We start from the raw sequence: 20,276 nt of genomic DNA, 5'->3' as shown, positions 1-20,276 counted from the left end.
GGGCTCGCACTTCGCCAACTACCGCGAGGCCTGGGAGGCCAACCGGCTGGTCGCCAAGGGGAAGATCCACCCCACCCTGTCGAAGGTCTACTCCCTGGAGGAGACCGGCCAGGCCGCGTACGACGTCCACCGCAACCTCCACCAGGGCAAGGTCGGTGTGCTGGCACTGGCGCCGCGCGAGGGCCTGGGCGTGCGCGACGAGGAGCTGCGCGCGCGGCACATCGACGCCATCAACCGTTTCCGGCCCTGAGCATCCGGGACCGGAGCCGATGAGAACCAGAGGAATAGACGTGCAGGACATAGTGGGACCCGGCCGCGCCGTCGGAATCGTGGGACTCGGGAAGGTCGGCGAAGCGCTGTTGAGCATGGTGGCCGCCATCGGGTGCCCGGTGATCGGCGTGGACCATGACCCCGATGTCATCGCCAGGGTCGAGCAACGCCTCAAGCGCAGAGACATCGACGAGACCGGAGAGTCCGCCTCGCGCACCCTGACCACCGAGATCACTGCGCTGGACGACGTCGGTGTCGTGATGGAGGCGGTGGCCGAGGATCTGGCCGCCAAGCGCGACGTACTCCGCCGGCTGCGTCAGGTCTGCCCGCCCGACACGGCAATCGTCACCACGGCCTCCTCGCTACCTCTCTTTCCGCTCACCACCGCCGCGGGGTGTCCCGGCCGAATCGCCGGCCTACGACTGCTGCGCCCGCCGGCGGTCGGCAGGCACGCCGAAGTCGTACGCACCTCACTGACGTCCGACGAAGCAGTTGACGTGGCGGAACGCCTCGCGACGGTCATCGGACTCGAATGCGTCGTTCTCGGCCGACAAGCGAGCGATTTCGCCACTCGGCTCGTCTACCCGTTCCTCAACCGCGCTGCTGCCATGGTTGCGGAGGGTTTTGCTTCCCCCCGCGACATCGATACCGCGATGCGACTTGGTTGCGGACTTCCGTCCGGTCCGTTGGAGCTGATCGAAGAGCTGGGCGTGGACGAGGTCCACAGCTACCTGGAGTCTCACTGGAATCGCACCGGTGAGGAGGCCTTCCGCCCGGTGCCGCTCCTGACATCGATGCTGCGAAGGGGCATCCCGGCAAGGAGGACCGGTCAGGGCTTCCACGGTTACGACATGCAGGGGCTGCCGGGCGAGAGGACCTCCGTCGAACGGGGTCGTACGGGCTCTCCGTCAACCGGCGAGGCCATAGGCCACGTTGGCGTGTTCGGTTCCGGCACGATGGCACGCGGGATCGCGGAGGTGTGCGCCGCGTCCGGGCACCGCGTCACGTTGGTGGCTCGTAACACCGACAAGGCCCGGAGCGCCGCGGCGGGCATCGAGGCATCGCTGGTCAAGGCGGTGCGTCGGGGCAGGATCACCCCAGCACGAAAGAAGGAGGCGTCCGCCGCGCTCGCCACCGTCGACGACGTCTCGGCGCTCTCCGGCTGCGACCTGGTCATCGAGGCTGTCGCGGAGAATCTCCAGATAAAGCGCGCCGTCTTCGCGCGGCTCGGGGCGGTGTGTCGGTCCGGTGCGATCTTGGCCACCACTACCTCCAGCCTGTCCGTGGCGGCCTGTACTGCTCCGGCCGGCCGTCCCGGGGAGACGCTCGGCCTGCATTTCTTCAACCCCGCGCCCGTGATGAAGCTGGTGGAGCTGGTGCGGACGCCGGACACGGCCGAACACGTGATGGATGTGGGCCGAGAGTTCTGTGCCGACCTCGGCAAGGTCGCCGTGGCCTGCAGCGACCGAGCCGGGTTCATCGTCAACCGCCTCCTTTTCCCCTATCTCGCGGACGCGGTGCGGCTGTTGGATGACGCTGCTCTCGACATCGGGGCTCTCGACACTGCGGTGGAACAGGGATTCGGATATCCAATGGGACCATTCACTCTGCTCGACACCATCGGCCTGGACGTCTCCCTGGCAATTCTGGAACGTCTGCACGCCGAGTTTCCCGAGGCGGGCTGCGAACCACCAACCGTTCTCAGGGAGCTGGTCGGCGGGGGCCATCTCGGACGCAAGGCAGGCCGGGGACTGCGCAGGGCCTGAGGTCTCGCTCAACCCCCGAGAAGTTCTGCCGAGTTCATCGCCACAGGGAGCTCTGCACGGCCCCGCACCCCCAACTTCCGGTAGGTGCGGGTCAAATGTTGCTCGACGGTGCTGGGGGTGACACCAAGCTGCTCGGCGATCTCCCGATTGGTGAGTCCCTCTTGCGCGAGTTGGGCCACCTTGTGTTCGGCCCTGCTCAGCGTATGGAGTTCTTCGGTCACCTCCGAAGGACTCCTGCCGGGCCTCGCGTCGGTGCCGACGCTGCACAACCGGTCGTACAGCACCTGCGCCCGCTTGCGCAGCCACGGGCTGCCCGTGTCCGGCTGTGCCAGTTCCTCCTCCAAGAAGCGTGCCGCCTCGTCCCTGTCACCGAGCTCGGCGAGCGCTTCGGCGGCATAGACTCGCCAGGCCGTGAAGACGGACACCTCGAGCTTCCACGCGGCCATCAGGTCCCGGCACGCGTAGAAATCGCCGAGCGCCGCTCGGTGACGCCCCGCAGCCAGGTGAAGGCGACCGCGTGCCTGCAAGTAGTGCAGTCCGGGCAGGGACTGGAACATCAACTGGGGCACTGGGGTACGTAGGCACTCGGCCGCCGCCTCGAGGTCCCCGAGACCGACGCAGGCGAGCACCTTGGCGGAGAGTGGCAGACCGATGGCCACCCCCCAGGCCGATGCAGGCAGCAGCGTCAGGGCCTGCTCCGCGCGGGTCAGCGCGGTCGTGAAATTGCCCAGCCAACTCTCCAGGGTCGCGCTGGCGGCCAGCAGTATCGCCTGACAGGTGGTCGTGCGCTCCGAGCAGCCCATGACCAACCGGTCGCACCAGCCCGCGGCTCGTTCGAGGCGCGCGCCGCGGATCAGCGAAATCAACGCGGCCATCGTCGGTGCCAGAAGTGGTTGATGCGGCACCTGTGCCTGCAGGAGCTGCTCAGCCGCTCCACACGCGTCGTCGGTGGGTCCCTCGGCCAGCAGCGATGCGAGCACCAGCGCTCCGTCCCACTGCGGATCCACTGACACGATGCACTGGCCCGGATCCTGCGGGGCCTCCAGGGGGCCTTGTCGGTATCGCGCGCCGTAGGTGGGAAAGAAGTACGCGAACCAGACCCGCAATGCGTCGAGGCGGGCCCGTGCGTCCTGGGACAACTCCTCCCGCACGGCATCGAGGTCGGTGAGAAGAACGCTGACCTCCTGTGTCCGCCCCGACCACAACAGATACATGCCCAGCAGTAAGCTGTGTTCCCGGCTCAGTAGGCCGGCTCGGTGCTCATCGAGCAGATCGGCCAGATGCCAGCGAACTGCCCCCGGGTCCACTTCCCACTCCGCCTGAGCCAGTTCGGCCCGGACCACCGCGCGCGCCGAGCCGTCGGCGGACGCGTCGTACGCGGCTCGAAGGAAGGCGATGGCCCGTTCGGCGTCGTGCTCATGCAGTGCCTGCGCGGCCGCTTCCCGCAAGGCGATGACCGCCCAGAGCTCCTGAGCGGGCCGCGCGTGCACCAAATGGCCTGCCACTTCACTCAGTTCGGCGTTGCTCTCACGTAGTGCCAACGCGGCGTTTCGATGCAGCCGCGTCCGTTCGTCGCTCGGGGTTCTGTCCAGCACCACATCACGGGCTGCCTCCAGGTGATAGCGGAGGCCGTCGGTCAGGCCGGCTGCCTGCAGGGCACTGCGTGAACGTGCGGCCGCACTGGCGGACATCCCCAGGTGGTGCAGCAGGCGCTCCACTCGATCCGCGGTAGCCGACTCTCCAAGGACAGCGAGAGCCCGCGCGGTCCGCAACCCGTCCTCTGTCATCAGAGCGTGGACGTACTGAACGGCGAACCGGACCGCGTCGCCACCAAGCGGAGGGGGGACCGCACCCTGGCCCACTTCGCCTGGTGCGCCGGAACCCGACCAGTCCTTCAGAAGCGCGTGCAGCAGAAGAGGGCTCCCCCCGGACGCCCGCCGCCACAGGGACACGGTCCGGTCGCAGACGCCGCACCCCATGTGCTCGGCGAGCACTCTTCTGACACACGAAGCGCACAACGAGGCAAGGCGCAGCAGCGAGCAGCTGGGATTGCGCATGTACTCAGCGGTCAGTACCGGACTCTGCTGGGGAAGGTCGGAACTCCCGGTGAGCAGAATGAGAGCGCGCAGGGGGGCCACACGATGGACGACGTAGAGTAGGCATCGCAGGGACTCACTGTCGATGTCGTGGACATCATCAACGGTGACGACCAGAGGTGTGCGCTCGGAGACCACGCAGATGGCGTCGTGCACCGCGGCGGCGACCTTGGTCGGCGACTCGCACACGGCCGCGATCTCGTCCATGGAGTACCCCAGACTGGACAAGAGTTGGGCGACGACGCCCAGCGGGAACGAGCGTTCCGCCGCCGATGCCGTGGCGCTCAGCACGGTCGCGCCCGCCCGCTCGGCTTGCCCTTTGACGTGGTCGACCACCCCGGTCTTCCCGACCCCAGGGGGGCCGAGAACCAGAGCGGCTTGCCCTCTACCGTCACGGGCCTCTCTAAAAAGACTGTCAAGAAGTTGTTGCGCTCGGCATCGCTCTGCCAACTCCATGACGCACATCGCTCCTTCCAGGGGGCCTGGTTCTGGTCGCCGTGTGCACTGCTCACGCAATCAAAGCATGCCGGGCGACACCCCCCTACCCCGTTGACCCTCGTGCGATTGATGCCCACCCACCGCGGCGACGGACGGGACAAGCTAGGGCTTTTGTTACGTCTCTGGGCAAGTGGCTGTTCTGGTGGTTTCCTGCTGGTATGAGGGGAGATGAACTCGCTTTGTGCCGAGGCTGGTTGGAGGCGCACACCGGGAGGTGTTCGCGCCTTTGGCGCGTGCCGATCAGCGGGTGAAGGGCAGCCTGTATCTGCGGGGTCTGCTGCTGGACGGGCGGCGGAGGCCGATGCAGCCGATGGCCGGACGGCTCGGTGTGGACCATCAGCAGTCGCAGCAGTTCATGACGTCGTCGGCCTGGCAGGTGGACACGGTCCGCACCAGACCGGCCCGCCGGGCGGTGGTGGTGGTCCGGCCGCAGGTACCGGTCGTGTACGACACCGGGTTCCCGAAGGGCGGAACAGCCTCGCCCGGGGTGCCCAGGCAGCACTCCGGCACTTTGGGCAAGGTCGGGAACTGCCAGATAGGGGTCGGTGTCCATGCGGCGTCCGACACCGCTTCGTGCCCGTTGTCCAGGCGGTTGTTCCTGCCCGCCGGGCTGGGACGGCGCCGAGGCCACCGGCCGTCGGGCCCGCTGCCGGATCCTGGAGGAGGAACGTCACCGGCCGAAGTGGCAGCTCGCACTGGACATGCTCGACGAAGTGAGCGCCGTCGGACTGCGGCCCGCGGTGCTGGTCGCGGACACCGGCTACGGGGCGGACGCCGACTTCCGCCACGGGCTGGAAGACCGCGGACTGGCCTACGCCGTGCAGGTCAAGAGCGAGATGGCCGCCCACGCCGAGACTGCCGAACCCTACCAGCCGCCTTGCGGCGGGCTCGGGCCCAGACCGTTGCCTCGCTACCGGACCCGTCCGGTCAGCCTGCGCGAGCACGTCCCGGCCGCCGGCCGTGCCCGAGCGGTCGCGGTCACCTGGCGCAAAGGCTCGAGGACAGTGATGTCCGCCCGGTTCGTGTTCCTGCGTGTCCGCCTGGCCGGCCGCCGCCCGAAGCCGGCTCGGGATGGTGTCATCGCACTGCGGTGGCTGATCGCCCAGTGGCCCGGAGGAGAGAACGAACCGGTCAAGAACTGGGCCTCCGACCTGCCGCCGACATCCCCGCCCGGGACCTGGTCCGGCTCGCGAAACTACGGTGGCGCATCGAGCACGACTACCGCGAGCTGAAGACGACTCTCGGGCTCGACCGCTTCGAGGGCCGCTCGTTCACCGGCCGGCACCGCCACGTCGCCCCACGATGTGGCAGCTCGCGCCGCCTGTTCGGCTGCTCGCCGGCCACCGTGTGCCGGGTCATCCACCGGCCGCTGCCGGCGATCGAGCCGACCACGCGCCCGGCCGACGCCGTGGAACGGCTGTGGATCGTGGACGGCACCCTGATCCCGGTCCGGGACCGGAAGGTCGGCGCCTCCTCACGCAACTACCGGTCCTCCGCGAACGCGCAGGTCATCATCGACGCCGACACCAAGCTCGTCATCGCGACCGCCCCACCGGTGCCCGGCGACACCGCGGATGCCAAGGCATGGCGGGACTCCGGACTCGCAACGATCTGCCAGGACGTGACGGTGCCCGCCGACGGCGCGCTCACACCAACACCGGCCTCGTCATCCCGCACCGGAAACGACCCGGCCGCCCGCTCCTGCCCGGCCAGGAAGCGGACAACGCCGAACATCGACGCGTGCGGGCCCGCGTGGAACATGCCTTCGCCCGCATGAAGCACTACAAGATCCTCCGCGACTGCCGACAACGAGCAACGGCCTCCACCACGCAGTCCAAGCCGTCGCCACCCTCCACGACCACGCCCCGGCCGCATGACCCACAACGTCACAGAACCCGGCTCCGCCTGCCCACCCCACAGCTTTGCGCAACACGCTTTAGGGGGGTCCCCCTAATCGTCAATTCTCTTGAGATCGGGGCCTCTTGCGACACGTCTGGGCATTGGCTAGCGTTCAAAGCCTGGCGGAGTCCCTCTCATTGACAGTGCGGTATGTGCGTTACGTGACGAAGCTTCTTCAGCCGCTCTTCTCATTCCCCCGGATGGGAACTGCCTGAGGAATGCCCGGCCCTACACCGGCTTTGTGGGCCCGGAACCCGACCGGTAGCAGCGAAGGGAAGATGGAACAGTGGACGTATGGGTTACCGGTCTGGGCACAATGACGCCGCTCGGCGGAGGTATGTCGAGCATGTGGGCCGCAATGCGAAGCGGTGCCAACGGAATTGGAAATCTGGAGGACGAATGGGCCCGAGAGTCGCGCGTCCGGATCGACGGGCTTCTTGCGGTGAGCCCCGCCGACTCCCTGGCACGGACGGAAGCCCGTCGGCTCGACCGTGCGGAGCAGATCGCTCTCGTCGCGTCCCGGGAGGCTTGGTGGGACGCCGGCTCCCCGGAACTCCCTCTGAGTATCTCGCGGTGGCCAGGGGCACCGGCATCGGCGGCGCCACGTTCCTGCTGGCCCGGAACCACACGTTCGAGGTCAAGAGGCCGCGGTGGGGCTCACCTCACACCGTGCCCATGCTGATGGCCGACGGCCCTGTTGCGCGGGTCAGTATGACCCGGGCGCACGAGGCGGCGCCCAGGCGCCGGTTACCGCCCCCGCGCCGGGGGCCGAGGTCATCGCTCCGGGCTTGGACGTGGCGGGACAGGTGTGTGTCATGACCCTGCCGCTGCGCGACGCGCGGATCACTGGGGAGGACGTGGGGTACGCCCGTGCCCACGCGACGTCGACGCCCCATGGCGACGCGTGTGGGTCCGATGCCATCGCCCAGGCCATCGGTGCGCATTCCGTGGTCACCGCGACGAGATCCGTCACCGGTCACATGTCGGGGCGTCCGGGGCCATGGGTGCGGCCGTGGCGATCCCCGCGCTTCTCGACGGCTTCGTGCCCGCGACCCGCAACCTGCGGGAGGTGGATGCGTGCATCGACCTGGGTGTGGTGATGGGCGAGCCACGCACGGGCCAGTTCCAGGTCGCATCGGCCAATTCCTTCGGCTTTTGCGGGCGCAACGCCTCACTTGTCCTCGGCCGCGCCCGACATCTACATGCTCCCTCAACTGCCCAGCTGTGAAGGGAAGTTGAGGCATCGGCTGGCGCCACCGTGGCCGAGCGGTACCGCTTTGACTCTTCCAGTGAAGGAAGCCCATGACATCCGATATACATGGAAACCGGTGCCCCGTCCGTCTCGATGTGGATTTCTACAGAGATCCGTATTCTGTCTACCGGACGATAAAACAACGCGGAAACAAACCCACTGAAGTCGTACTCGAAACGGGTATGGCCTACCTGCCGCCGAACTTGCGGGCCTGGATGGTGACGTCCTGCGAGGATGTTGAATTCGTGCTGCGGGATACCCGGTTTCGTAAAAGCTTCGATGAAGCAATGCCATTGTTCGCGGCGAGTGCCCGGGACAGCGGGCAGGAGCAGGACCGAAGCTCTCTGCTCTACGACAACATGGCGAACAACGACCCGCCGATCCATACCGCCCTGCGCAAACCGCTCAACAGCTCCTTCACCGCGCGGGCAGTGGCTCCCAAGCGCCAGGCCATGCGGGAACTGGCCGAATCGGTCCTGGATGCCGTCGCAGGACAGGAGTCGTTCGACCTCGTCCAGGACTTCGCCTTCCCCTACTCGATCGGAGTCATCTGCGAGACGCTCGGGGTTCCGCGCGAGGATCGCGAGACGTTCCACCAATGGGTACAGACGATCACCAGTGACGCGGAACCCGAGGTACTCCGGCGCGATGCGCAGCGGATGGTCGGCTACCTGCGCGGCCTCATCGCACAGCGGCGTGAGACGGGCACCGACGACATCCTGACACAACTCGCCCTCTCGCTGAGCGAGTCGCAGGCGGTCGCCCAGGCGTACGCGCTGCTCGCCGCCGGGTACGAGACCTCGGCGAACCTGATCGTCACGGGGCTGCTGGTGCTGGAGTCGGACCCGGATCAGAAGGCGCGCGTTTGGCGAGACCGGTCGCTCGTGCCGGCCGCCGTGGAAGAGATGCTGCGCCATCAGTCGCCCTTCAACCTGTCGCTGTACCGGTACGCCACCGAGTCGGTCGAGGTGGGTGGGGTGACCATCCCGGCCGGCTCCATCGTGTTCCTGGCCTTCGCCGCGGCCAACCGCGACGACGCGCGTTTCGAGGATCCCGACCGCTTCACGGTCGACAAGCCACGCCGTGAACACCTGGCCTTCGGCGGCGGCATCCACAACTGCATCGGCAAGCACCTTGCACGCCTGGAGGCGGAAGTCGCGTTCGACGTCCTTGTCCGACGCTGTCCAGAACTCTCCGTCCGCACGAAGCCCCAGCACATGGAGTGGAAGGCCAGCCCCACCTTCCGGGGACTCAGGAATCTCGTCGTTGCCCCTGGACCGCAGCGATCCCGCTCGGGCACGGAAGAAGCAGGTGGATCAGGCTCATGACCGCACGGACACACCAGCCGCAACCGGCACCGAGGTATGCGGAACCAGGCGCAGCCCCCATGGCTGTCATCGGTTTGTCGTGTCGCTTTCCCGGCGCCTCCGATCCGGGTGAGTTCTGGCGCAACCTCATGTCCGCGGCGGACAGCGTGGGCAGCGCTCCGCCCGGTCGTTGGGAGGAACGTGTCGGGCCCGCGCCCGCCGAACCCCGCACTCCCATACGGCATGGCGGCTTCATCGAGGGAATCGACGAGTTCGACGCCAGGTTCTTCGGGATCGTCCGACGCGAGGCCGAACACATGGATCCGCAGCAGCGGCTCCTGCTCGAGCTCGCATGGCAGGCGTTGGAGGACGCGGCCGTCCCCGCACACAACCTGCGCGCGACGCGCTGGGGTGTCTATGTGGGGGCGTGCGCCGATGACTTCAAGACGCAGTACTTCGCCTCCGGGCGCCTCGACAGGTTCGGCCACATGGGCTCGAGCCGCTCGCTGCTGGCGGGGCGCATCTCCCACCACCTCGGTTTGCGCGGCCCCAGTGAAGTCATCGATACCGGCCAGTCGTCCTCCCTGTGCGCTCTGCACCGGGCGGTCGCGAGCCTGCGGCTGGGCGAATGCGATGCCGCGCTCGTCGCCGGTGTCAACCTCAACCTCCTGCCGGACGTGACCGACCAGATTCAACTGTGGGGCGGCCTGTCCCCTGACGGCCGCTGTCGCGCCTTTGACGAGCACGCCAACGGATATGTCCGTGCCGAAGGTGGTGGCGTCGTCGTACTCAGGCCACTCGAAGCTGCCGTACGCGACGGTGACCATGTCTACTGCGTGGTGCGCGGCAGTGCCACCAACAACGACGGAGGCAGAGCCGGTCTCGGTGTCCCCAGCCCGGACGCCCAGCGCGAGGTGATCGAAGCCGCCCACCGCGCCGCAGGGGTCACGGGTGCGTCGGTCGGCTACGTCGAACTCCACGGCACGGGCACACCCGTGGGTGACCCGGTCGAGGCCGAGGCCCTCGGCGAGGCCATCGGAAGGCGGCGCTCGCGGACCGCGCCGTTGCTCGTGGGCTCGGTCAAGTCGAACATCGGGCACTTGGAGTCGGCGGCGGGCATCGCCGGATTCATCAAGGCGTGCCTGGTACTGCATCATGGGAAGCTGCCACCGACCCTGCACCATCACCGCAGCCCCGAGGACCTGCCGTTGGCGGACCTCAACCTTCGAGTCGTCGGCGCGGACCAGGAAGAGAGCCTGGGTACCGACGAAGTGGTCGGGGTCAGCTCGTTCGGTATGGGTGGCACCAACGTTCACGTAGTCCTGGCGAGTTCACCCGGCACAACGGATCCGTCCGGTCGACTCGTGTCCCGGAATCCGCCCGAGCGCGTTGCCCTGGACACCGTGTGGTGTCTCTCGGGTCGCACCCGCGAAGCGGTCCGCTCGCTGGCCCGCGCCTTCCTCGAACACTCCTTCCCCATGGAGTGCTACACCGTGAGCGATGTGGCGTGGTCCCTCGCGCAGCGCGACGAGGGCGAGCACCGGGTCGCGGTGGTCGGCGGTTGCTGGGACCAGATGCGCGACGGATTGCTCAAGATCGTGGCAGGCCACGACCTGGCCATACCGGCGGACTGGCTGCACAACGCAGGAGCCGAACGAGCTGCTTGGGTCGCTGTCGCCGGTACCTACGCCGCTCACGGAGACATTGCCGAGGTCGCGGATCGATTGGGAACAGGACTGCGCAAGGTGCCTGGCCTGCCCACGTACCCCTTCGAACGCGACATCTATCACAGACCCGCTCCGCCCCGCTCCGTTGCCCCAACCCCCGAGCCGGCCCCTGCGGTGCCGGAAGAGGCCCTCACCGGCTCTCTGCTCGACGGCTGGGAGCAGACTGCCGATCCTTCGGAACGGCTCTGGCTCATCCGGTCGTTCCTGGAGCACCAATTCCTCGACCTTCTGGGCGAAACAGGTGATGAGTGCCTACGCGTGGATCACGACAGCACCTTCAAGGACCTGGGCGTCGACTCCATGTCCCTGCTTGAGCTCCAGGACCGTCTCGCGGCCGCCACCGCAGTGGAACTCCCGGAGTCCGCGCTCTTCGACCACCCGACGATCAACGACCTCGCGGCACACCTGGATACCGAACTGGAGGCACTCCGTGGCTGAGAAGACAACGGAGCCCGAAGACATAGCCGTCGTAGGTATGGCCTGCCGCTACCCCGGCGGTATGAACACCCCGGAGCGTCTATGGGCCCTGGTCGACGAGGGCCGGGACGCCATCTCCGACTTTCCCGACAACCGCGAGTGGCACACCGAGGCGCTCTACGACCCGAGCTTTGTGCGGCAGGGCGGGTTCCTCCACGACGCGGACCTCTTCGACGCCGACTTCTTCGGGATCAGGCCCGCTGAGGCGATCTCCATGGACCCGCAGCAGCGGGTGCTCCTGCAGGTCGCCTGGGAGGCGATCGAGCGGTCGGGCATCGTCCCGTCGAGCCTCAAGGGTTCACAGACCGGCGTATTCGTCGGGCTGATGCCGAACGAGTACGGGATGCCGCTGTGGAAGTGGCAGGACGAGACCGCCGGTTTCATGGGTACCGGCACCTCACCGAGCGTGGCGTCCGGGCGGATCGCTTACCTCCTGGGCCTGGAGGGTCCTGCCCTGACCATCGACACCGCCTGTTCGTCGTCCGGCGTGGCGATTCACACCGCCGTCCGGTCCTTGCGCAGCGGCGAGACGGATCTGGCGCTCGCCGGCGGCTGCACCGTGCTCACGGGCCCCGGTATGTTCGTGGACTACGCGAAGAAGGGCGCCCTCTCGCCGGACGGACGCTGTCGTACCTTCTCCGACACCGCCAACGGAACCGTCTGGGCCGAAGGCGCGGGCGTCCTCGTCCTCGAACGCCTCTCGGTGGCCCGGCGCAATCAGCGCCGCATCCTCGGCGTCATCAAGGGAACCGCCGTCAATCAGGACGGCGCGAGCAACGGCCTCACCGCACCGAGCGGTAAGGCTCAGGTCAAGGTGATCCAGCGGGCGCTCGCCGACGCCCGGCTCGCGCCCGGCAAGGTCCAGCTCGTGGAGGCGCACGGTACGGCCACCAAGCTCGGCGATCCCATCGAGGCCAACGCCATTCAGGCCACCTACGGAGCGGACCGCGGCGACGAACCCGTGTGGATCGGCTCCTTCAAGTCGAACATCGGCCACTCCATGGCCGCGGCAGGAGTCGGCGGTGTCATCAAGTGCCTGAGCGCGATGCGCGCCGGCACCATGCCCAGGACACTGCACGTCGAGGACCTCAACTCCCACGTGGACTGGTCCTCGTCGGTGAACGTCCTGCGTGAGAGCAGGCCCTGGCCCACGGCACAGGACGGCTTACGTCGGTGCGCCGTTTCCTCGTTCGGTGTCAGCGGTACCAACTCTCATATGATTCTGGAGAGTTGGAAGGAGGAGTCGTCGGTCTCCGCGATCCCGGCGGACGCCCCCGACGCCACGCACGCCCTCACCCTCTCCGCCAAGACGCCGGCGGCTCTGCGTTCTCATGCCGCGAGGGTCGCCGAACACCTCACCTCCGGGACCTCCTCCGTGGCGGCAACCGCCGAGGCGCTCGCGACACAGCGCGAGCACTATGCCCACCGCGCCGTCGCCATCGCAGGAGGACGAGAGCACCTGGCCGCTGCGCTCCGGGCGTTCGCCGACGCCACCGACTCCACAGCGGTCGTCCACGATGAGGCACGGCGCATTCGACGCCTGGTCTTCGTGTTCCCCGGGCAAGGGTCCCAGTGGGATGCCATGGCCGTGCGGCTCCTCAAGGACTCCGAGGTCTTCCGGCTGAGGATCGAGGAGGTCGCAGGAGCCTTCAAGCCCTACCTCGACTACGACTTGCTGGCGTTGTTGGCCGGCAGGGACCAGGAGACGGACCGGGAGCGCACGGACGTCGTCCAGCCCCTCATCTTCGCCATGATGCTGGGCCTCGCGTCGATGTGGGGGCTCGCCGGTATCCGGCCTGCCGCAGTGATCGGGCATTCTCAGGGCGAGGTCGCCGCCGCGTGCCTCGCCGGTGCTCTGAGTCTCGATGAGGCAGCCCGTGTGGTCGCCTGCCGCAGCCGCGTTCTGGAGCACGAGGGCCGCGGCGGCATGGTGGCCGTGGCGCTCGGTGCCGAGGAGGCGGTGACCGCCACACGCGGGGCGAGCGCGCATCTCACCGTCGCGGCGACCAACGGCCCCGATTTCACCGTCTTGTCCGGTGACGACGAACCCGGCATCCGGCGTCTGCTGGACCAGTGCGAGGACCAGGGCGTGTACGCCCGCCGGGTCCCGGCCAAGTGCGCCTCCCATTCTCCCGTCATGGCCGAACTCGAAGGCCGGATCATGGCAGGACTCGACGGCCTCCAGGCTTCCACGGAGGACGTGACCTTCTTCTCCACGGTCGAAGGCGACCGCGTACGGGGACAGGACCTGACCGCCGCGTACTGGTATCGGAACCTGCGTGAGCAGGTCCGGTTCGCCGAGACCGTCACGGCCATGGTGTCGCACGGCTACGACGCCTTCATCGAGATCAGCCCGCATCCAGTGCTCCTCACCTCGCTGCGTCAGATTCTGGAACAGGCCGACAGTGACGCCCCGGTGTGCGCGACCCTCCGCAGGGACCAGGGTTCGTACGAGCGGTTCCTGACAGCTGCCGCCGAGGCCTATGTGAAGGGACACGACGTCGACTGGGCTGCCCTGCACACCGGTGCGTGGTCCGGGAGGCCGGCTCCGGACAGCCTCCCCACCTATCCGTTCGAAGGACGCCGGTTCTGGCTTCCGACACAGATGGAGACCACGGCCGTCTCCGTGTCCGCCGCCGTTCGGCCGAGCACGAGCAGGACGCGGATCGCGGCCGGCGGCCACCCGTTCCTGACTTCCATGGTCGAGACGGTCGACGGCACCATGGTGATGAGCGGGGGCCTGTCCATCCGGAGCCACCCGTGGTTGATGGACCACAGGGTCGAGGACACGCCTCTGTTGCCCGGCACCGCTTTCGCGGAGCTGCTGCTGTCGGCGGGGCGCGAAGTCGACTGCCCCGCCCTCGACGAGATGGTGCTCCGCGATCCACTGCTTCTTCCGGTGGACGGTGCTCAGGTCGATGTACAGGTGACCGTGCGACGCGCCGACGCGCAGGGGAAACGGGCCGTGGCGGTGTACTCGCGCTCGGCGGCCGACGCCGAGTGGCGCCATCACACGGAGGGCTTGGTATCCCCCGAAACCTGCCGACCGGCTCCCGCCGGTCTCACGGCCGAGCCCGGTGCCGGACGCCTGGAAGCCGACGCGCTGTACGCGCAGCTGCGCGAGATGGGGTACGGCTATGGCGACGCGTTCCAAGGCGTACGCGGTGGAGAGCACGGCGACGGCTGGGCCCGCTCCCGGGTGGTCCTGCCGGACACCGCTCGTATCAACCACAGCGGCTTCGCGCTGCACCCGGCGCTGTCCGACGCGGCACTGCACGCCGCCGTGGCCTGCGGCCTGATCGAAACGTCGGCGGCAGGGGACATCGCCGTCCCCTTCGTGTTCAACGGCGTACGTGTCGGTGACGCCGATGATGCCGACCAGTGCTGGGCCGTTGCCCGCCGAGTGGCTCCCGACGCGATCGCCCTCACTCTGGCCGACGACGATGGACACGTGCTGCTGAGTGTCGACCGCATGGTGGTCCGGGGCCTTGAGCGCCCCGCTCAGCAACCGGCGCACGAGGAGGCCACGCTCTACACGACCGACTGGGCGGAGGCCGAGAGCGAACTCGGCGTGGAACGCCGCCTGTGCGTCGTGGGCGCTGACGGGCCGCTCGCCTCGTCCCTGCGCGACACCGCCCGCGGCGGGATAACAGTGGCCACGCTCGACGAAGCCATCATGATCGTCAGGGCTCTGCCCGGAGACTGGCAGGTCATCCTGTCCACCCCGTCGACCGGCCCCGGGACCGCGACCGCGGCTCACGTCCATGACACGGCAGCATGGGCGCTGGAGGCCGTTCAGCAGTGGATGCTCGCCGAGGACCTCTCCGAGCGTGCTCTTCTCACGTTCGTCACCCGGAACGCGGTGGCTGTCCCCGGCGATGACGCGCACGACCTGGCCTCGAGCGCTCTTTGGGGGATGGTGCGTACCGCGCAGACCGAGAACCCCGGTCATATCCGCGTCATCGACGTCGACGACTCGGCAGTCGCCGAACCGGTCCCGATCAAGACGGCGTTGCGACGTTCCGAGGCCCAGCTGGCCGTGCGCGCCGGCTGTGTGCTGCGCCCACATCTGTGGCCTCAGGCTCCCGTCATCGTCCCGTTCCCGGACTGCGGCGACGACACCGTCGTGATCACCGGCGGCACCGGCACGATCGGCCGTGCCCTGGCCCGCCACCTCGTCACCCATAAGTCCGTGCGGTCCGTGGCGCTGCTCAGCCGCAGCGGCGGGCAGGCGCCCGGTATCACGGCCCTCACCTCCGACCTGGAGCGTCTGGGCGCCTCGGTCCGCGTGCTCGAAGCCGATACGACCGACGCGGAGCGCCTGCGCACGGCCCTGGACCAGCTGCGCTCGGAACGTCCGCTGGCAGGTGTTGTCCATGCCGCGGGCCTCCTCGACGACGCCATCGTGCCGAACATGACGCCCGAGCAACTACACCGTGTCCTGGCGAGCAAGGTCGACTCGGCGCTCAACATGGACGCTGCGACGCGTGAGGACAACCTTCGCTTCTTCACCGTCTTCTCCTCCCTGTACGGCGTGCTCGGCGGCCCGGGGCAGGCCAACTACGCCGCGGCGAACACCTTCTTGGACCACTTCGCACACTGGCGCCGGGCACAGGGCCGGCCGGCCAACTCCGTCGCCTGGGGTCTTTGGGACGAGGCGACGGGTATGACGGGGCACCTCGACGAGGCGGATCTGCTGCGACTGCGGCGCAACGGGGTGGCGCCGTTCACGGTGTCGGAGGGACTTGCCCTGTTCGATGCCGCACTCAGCAGCGGCACGACCGCCGTGATCGCGGCGCGTCTCGCGGTGTCCGATGCGACCGAAGACGCGACGACGGACGGCCCGTTCCTGTTCTCCCGCCTCGCGGGGCGCGGGGTGGACCGGACCGAGAAGGTGCGGGCACCTGCACCCACTGTCGCCGCTGCCCCGTCCGTCCCGGCTCCGCGGCTGGAGACGCAGGAGGCACCTCCCGCTCCCGCTCAGCAACGCGCCGAGGCCGACCAGCCCGCCCGTCCACAAGAGGCGGCCACAGTCCTGGACCTCCTGAACTCGACGGACGCATCCCACGACCAACGCGTCGCCGGCCTGCTCACGCTGGTCAAGGAGAGCGTGGCCGAACTGCTCGGCACCGAGCCCCGGCGCGTGGACGCCCAGCAGTCCTTCTACGAGATGGGCTTCGACTCCCTCACCTCCATGGAGCTGCGCGTCCGCCTCGGTCGCAAACTCGACATCCGGCTGGGTGCCACCGTGGTCTTCGACCACCCGACTCCGGAGGCACTTGCCTCACACGTCGTGGATGTGTTCCTGCCCGATGATGGGCAGGAGTCGGACGAGTCCGCGGAGCCCAGCCCAGGCCAGGAGGCTGAGCCAAGCTCCGTTCCAGCCCCGATCGCCGCCCCCGCGAGGCAGAAGACGCAACAGGGCACGGACGCCGACGAGCTGAGGGCAGACGAGCCCTCCATGCCCGACTCCGCCCCGTTTCCCCTGACCAGACTGCAGGAGGCGTATCTCGCGGGGCGCGCCGGCGACTTCGAACTGGGCAACGTCTCGACGTACTTGTACGTGGAGGTCGACCTGACCGGCTTCGACGTGGCGGCGGCCGAGCACGCGCTCGACCGGCTCGTACGGCGCCACCCGATGCTGCGGGCCGTCTTCGCCCCGGAGGCCGGGAGCCAGCGGGTGCTGGGCAGGGTGCCGCGCATATCGATCCCCATCGAGAACCTGACCCGGCTCACGGAGAACGAGCGCGACGAGCGGCTCGCTGCGATACATGCAGAGCTGAAGGCCAAGGAGTTCGACGTCACGAGCTGGCCCCTGTTCATGGTTCGCGCCACGGCCATCAGCTCGACTGTGACGCGACTGCACTTCGGCATCGACGTACTCGTCTCGGACGGCAGCAGCACCTCCGTCCTCTTCAAGGAGTGGGCGCAGCTCTACGACGCCCCGGACTTGGAACTCCCGGAACTCCGGTCCGGGTTCGACGAGTTCACGCTCAAGATCCGCGAGCAGGCGTCGACGGCGGAGAGCGACCAGAGCAGGTCGTACTGGACCGGTCGGCTCCAGAGCCTGCCCCCCGCTCCGGAACTGCCACTCGCAGTCCGCCTTGGCGATGTGCCGCGCCCCGTGTTCACCAACCGCTTCATACGCGTCGACGCACCGGAGTGGGAACAGTTCAAGCGCAATGCCGCGGTAGCCGGTCTGACGGCGTCGGGTGCCGTGCTGGGGGCGTACTGTCACGTGCTTGCTGCCTGGTCCAAGACACCGGACTTCACGATCACATGCCTCGTGTCGCAACGGGACGCGACAGCCGGTGTGGACACATCGAATGTCATAGGCAACTTCTCCTCCACAAGTCTGCTCGAAGTGCGGTTCGATCAGGCCGATCCGTTCCGGGACACGGCCCGCCGGATCCAACGGCAGCTGATGCAGGACATGGAACACACCGCTTATTCCGGCCTCGACGTGCTCAGGGACCTCGGCCGCATGGACGCGAGCGCGGGGCGGGCGCGCATGCCGGTTGTCTTCAACAGCACTGTCGGTGGGGCCGCTGCGGACGGGCAGGAGGCCGGGCCGGTGGGTTGGCTGTGCCGGATGGGCGAGACCGGCACGCCGGTATGGAGTGGGGTCCGTACCCCGCAAGTCATCCTTGACCACACAGCGTTCGAGGAGAACGGCGGTCTGATCCTCAACTGGGACGTGGTGGAGGAAGTGTTCCCGGAGGGCGTCGTGGACTCCATGTTCACGGCATACGAAAGGCTGATTCGTGAACTCTGTCGCTAACTCCGCCTGGCTCGCGCCCACCTGGGCGAACGACCCCGGGCCGGCCCCCGGCGCCGGCAGGCTCCAGCGCACTCCAGAGCCCGATTTCCCCTCGGACCACACCCTCCATGCCCGATTTGTCGAACGAGCCGCGCGTACTCCCGACGCCGTCGCCGTGATCTCACGGGACCGGCGGCTCAGCTATGCCGACGTCGACGCGGAATCGGCTCGTGTGGCCTCTCTCCTGGCAGAGCATGGCACCACCACAGGAACGTTGGTCGGCGTGGTGATGGACAAGGGCTGGGAACAGGTGGTCGGCACCATGGGCGTGTTGCGGTCGGGAGGCGCGTACGTCCCCATCGACCCGCACTGGCCGGCCCAGCGCCTCGCCGCGGTGATCGCCGCCGGGGGGCTGGACACGATCCTCACCCAGCCCGCGCTACGCAACACTGTCCACTGGCCCGATGGCCTCACGATGCTGGACGTCGAGGCGCCCGGCTCGTTCGAGAACACCGTTGTCCACACGGCGCGGGACGTCCCGGTGACACCTCGTGACGTCGCGTACGTGATCTACACCTCCGGCTCCACAGGCGTCCCCAAAGGGGTGGTGATCGAGCACGGACCGGCGGTCAACACGATCCTGGACGTCAACGACGAGTTGTCGCTCACCGCGGACGACCGCGTCCTCAGCCTCTCGGCTCTCAACTTCGACCTGTCGGTCTACGACATCTTCGCCCCCCTCTCCGTCGGTGGCGCAGTCGTACTGCCCGGTCCGGAAGACGCACGCGAACCCGCCAACTGGCTTTCCCTGATGGCTGAGGGGAACGTCACGGTGTGGAACAGCGTTCCCGCGCTGATGGCCATGGTGTGCGAGCATCTGACGTCGTCCGAGGACACAGATCCGTCCCCGGACGCTCCGTCTTCGCTGCGCGCCGTCCTCATGAGCGGGGACTGGATTCCCGTGGTCCTGCCCGTCGAGATCCGGCGGTTCTTCCCTCAGGCGGCGCTGTGGAGCCTGGGAGGCGCGACCGAGGCGTCGATCTGGTCGATCCGGCATCGGATCGTGCCCGAGGATGCGACGTTGCCGTCCATCCCCTACGGCACCTCCATGCGGAACCAGAGGGTCTTTGTGGCGGACACGCTCCACCGGCCGCGCCCCACTTGGGTCGTAGGTGAAGTCTGCATCGCCGGCGCCGGCCTGGCCCGTGGATACCTCGGAGACACAGAGAAGACTGCGAGGAGCTTCACCGTCTCTCCGCTCACCGGAGAACGCGTGTACCGGACTGGTGACTGGGGACGTCTCCTGCCCAACGGCGAGATCGAGTTCCTCGGCCGCGACGACATGCAGGTCAAGGTCGGCGGCTACCGGATCGAGCTGGGCGATGTGGAGGCCGCGCTGCTGCGATGTCCGGAGGTCGCGTGCGCTGTCGTCACGGCCCCGGGCGACCGGAGCCGTAAGCGACTCGTGGCGCACGTCGTGCTGGAGGCGGGTGCCAGGCGAACGGGTGCGGACATCAAGAAGGCCGCCGGAGAATTCCTGCCGCCGTACATGCTGCCGGCACTTGTGACCGTGTGGGACGCACTGCCCCTGACGGCGAACGGGAAGGTGGACCGCGCCTCACTGGCCAGGCACGGGGAGGAGCCGGATGCGGAGGACGAGAACGCTCGCCCCGCCACCGAGGAGGAACAGGCCCTGCTCTCCCTGTGGAAGGGCTTCTTCGAAACGCCCTCGCTCTCCGTCCTGGACAACTTCTTCGAACTGGGCGGAGACTCTCTACGGGCCGTACGTCTGATGGCAGTGGTGAAGAAGGAACTGGACGTCTCATTGCCCGTCTCAGCACTCTTCTCCGCACCAACGATCCGGTCACTGGCGGACCGTGTACAGGAGTCGCGCGGCCGCATGACTGCATAAGTGTCCGGCCGGTTCCGATGGCACCGGCCGGACATGTTCGTCGGGCGCCGGACCGGCGCCTGAGAGACATGTCCTCGTCGGGAAGCCCGGTACGGCGGCGACCAGAGTCAGAACTCGCAACCCTCCTGGTTGCCGACGGATGTCCAGCGCTGATCATGCCGTAGTGCGTGGTCGTGTTGTCGTGACCGGCCTGATGGTCAGGCCGGTCCGAGCAACGACACGGCATCACGGGTGGGCGGCAACCGGGCCCGAGGGGCCCATGCCGCCCAGCGTGGCGGTCAAGGTCTTGTCGTCACTTGGTGAAGACGAGGC

At 68.1% G+C, this 20,276-nt stretch carries 9 protein-coding genes and 5 pseudogenes; 13 read left to right on the top strand and 1 reads right to left on the bottom strand.

Annotation, left to right across the window (positions count from 1 at the left end; translation table 11 throughout):
* Together GA0115234_RS00685 and GA0115234_RS00680 are read left to right on the top strand one after the other, a co-directional pair.
* A pseudogene (locus tag GA0115234_RS00685) lies at positions 1-250 on the top strand (crotonyl-CoA carboxylase/reductase); the annotation flags it as partial.
* Between the two features lie 40 nt (positions 251-290).
* A complete protein-coding gene (locus GA0115234_RS00680; protein WP_256088510.1) occupies positions 291-2,036 on the top strand; it encodes a 3-hydroxyacyl-CoA dehydrogenase family protein in 1,746 nt (581 codons plus the stop codon).
* Between the two features lie 8 nt (positions 2,037-2,044).
* Here the strand turns inward: GA0115234_RS00680 and GA0115234_RS00675 are convergent, their stop codons facing one another.
* Positions 2,045-4,588, bottom strand: coding sequence for an AAA family ATPase (locus GA0115234_RS00675; RefSeq protein ID WP_093538872.1), 2,544 nt, complete (start codon positions 4,586-4,588; stop codon positions 2,045-2,047).
* A gap of 223 nt (positions 4,589-4,811) precedes the next feature.
* On the opposite strand from GA0115234_RS00675, the pseudogene GA0115234_RS44155 reads away from it, so the two are divergent.
* The 11 genes and pseudogenes from GA0115234_RS44155 to GA0115234_RS00640 all read left to right on the top strand — a co-directional run.
* A pseudogene (locus tag GA0115234_RS44155) lies at positions 4,812-5,174 on the top strand (transposase); the annotation flags it as partial.
* Positions 5,175-5,181: 7 nt separating this feature from the next.
* A pseudogene (locus GA0115234_RS42955) lies at positions 5,182-5,574 on the top strand (transposase); the annotation flags it as partial.
* 146 nt (positions 5,575-5,720) lie between these two features.
* Positions 5,721-5,861: pseudogene (locus GA0115234_RS42950) on the top strand (hypothetical protein); the annotation flags it as partial.
* Between the two features lie 68 nt (positions 5,862-5,929).
* Positions 5,930-6,507: pseudogene (locus GA0115234_RS00665) on the top strand (transposase family protein); the annotation flags it as partial.
* Between the two features lie 308 nt (positions 6,508-6,815).
* Positions 6,816-7,211, top strand: a complete 396-nt coding sequence (locus GA0115234_RS42945) for a beta-ketoacyl synthase N-terminal-like domain-containing protein (RefSeq protein ID WP_256088509.1) — start codon at positions 6,816-6,818, stop codon at positions 7,209-7,211.
* A gap of 133 nt (positions 7,212-7,344) precedes the next feature.
* Positions 7,345-7,629 (top strand): hypothetical protein, encoded by a 285-nt coding sequence (locus GA0115234_RS42940; protein WP_237540968.1) that lies wholly within the window; start codon positions 7,345-7,347, stop codon positions 7,627-7,629.
* Positions 7,542-7,757: a hypothetical protein gene (locus tag GA0115234_RS42935; RefSeq protein ID WP_237540973.1), complete on the top strand. Its 216-nt coding sequence runs from the start codon at positions 7,542-7,544 to the stop codon at positions 7,755-7,757. Before GA0115234_RS42940 ends, GA0115234_RS42935 begins: the two co-directional genes overlap by 88 nt.
* Positions 7,758-7,831: 74 nt before the next feature.
* Positions 7,832-9,109 carry a cytochrome P450 gene (locus tag GA0115234_RS00655; protein ID WP_093538870.1) on the top strand — a complete coding sequence of 426 codons (1,278 nt, stop codon included), beginning with the start codon at positions 7,832-7,834 and terminating at the stop codon, positions 9,107-9,109.
* Between the two features lie 59 nt (positions 9,110-9,168).
* Entirely contained in the window at positions 9,169-11,253 is a 2,085-nt protein-coding gene (locus GA0115234_RS00650; RefSeq protein ID WP_237540967.1) for a beta-ketoacyl synthase N-terminal-like domain-containing protein, read from the top strand.
* A complete protein-coding gene (locus GA0115234_RS00645; protein ID WP_202553236.1) occupies positions 11,246-18,073 on the top strand; it encodes a type I polyketide synthase in 6,828 nt (2,275 codons plus the stop codon). Before GA0115234_RS00650 ends, GA0115234_RS00645 begins: the two co-directional genes overlap by 8 nt.
* Entirely contained in the window at positions 18,057-19,964 is a 1,908-nt protein-coding gene (locus GA0115234_RS00640; RefSeq protein WP_093538867.1) for a non-ribosomal peptide synthetase, read from the top strand. Before GA0115234_RS00645 ends, GA0115234_RS00640 begins: the two co-directional genes overlap by 17 nt.
* Positions 19,965-20,276 lie beyond the last annotated feature (312 nt).

The sequence above is a fragment of the Streptomyces sp. DvalAA-43 genome, assembly GCF_900091725.1.
Lineage (GTDB): Bacteria > Actinomycetota > Actinomycetes > Streptomycetales > Streptomycetaceae > Streptomyces > Streptomyces pulveraceus.
This window is presented reverse-complemented; position numbering and strand designations above follow the sequence as displayed.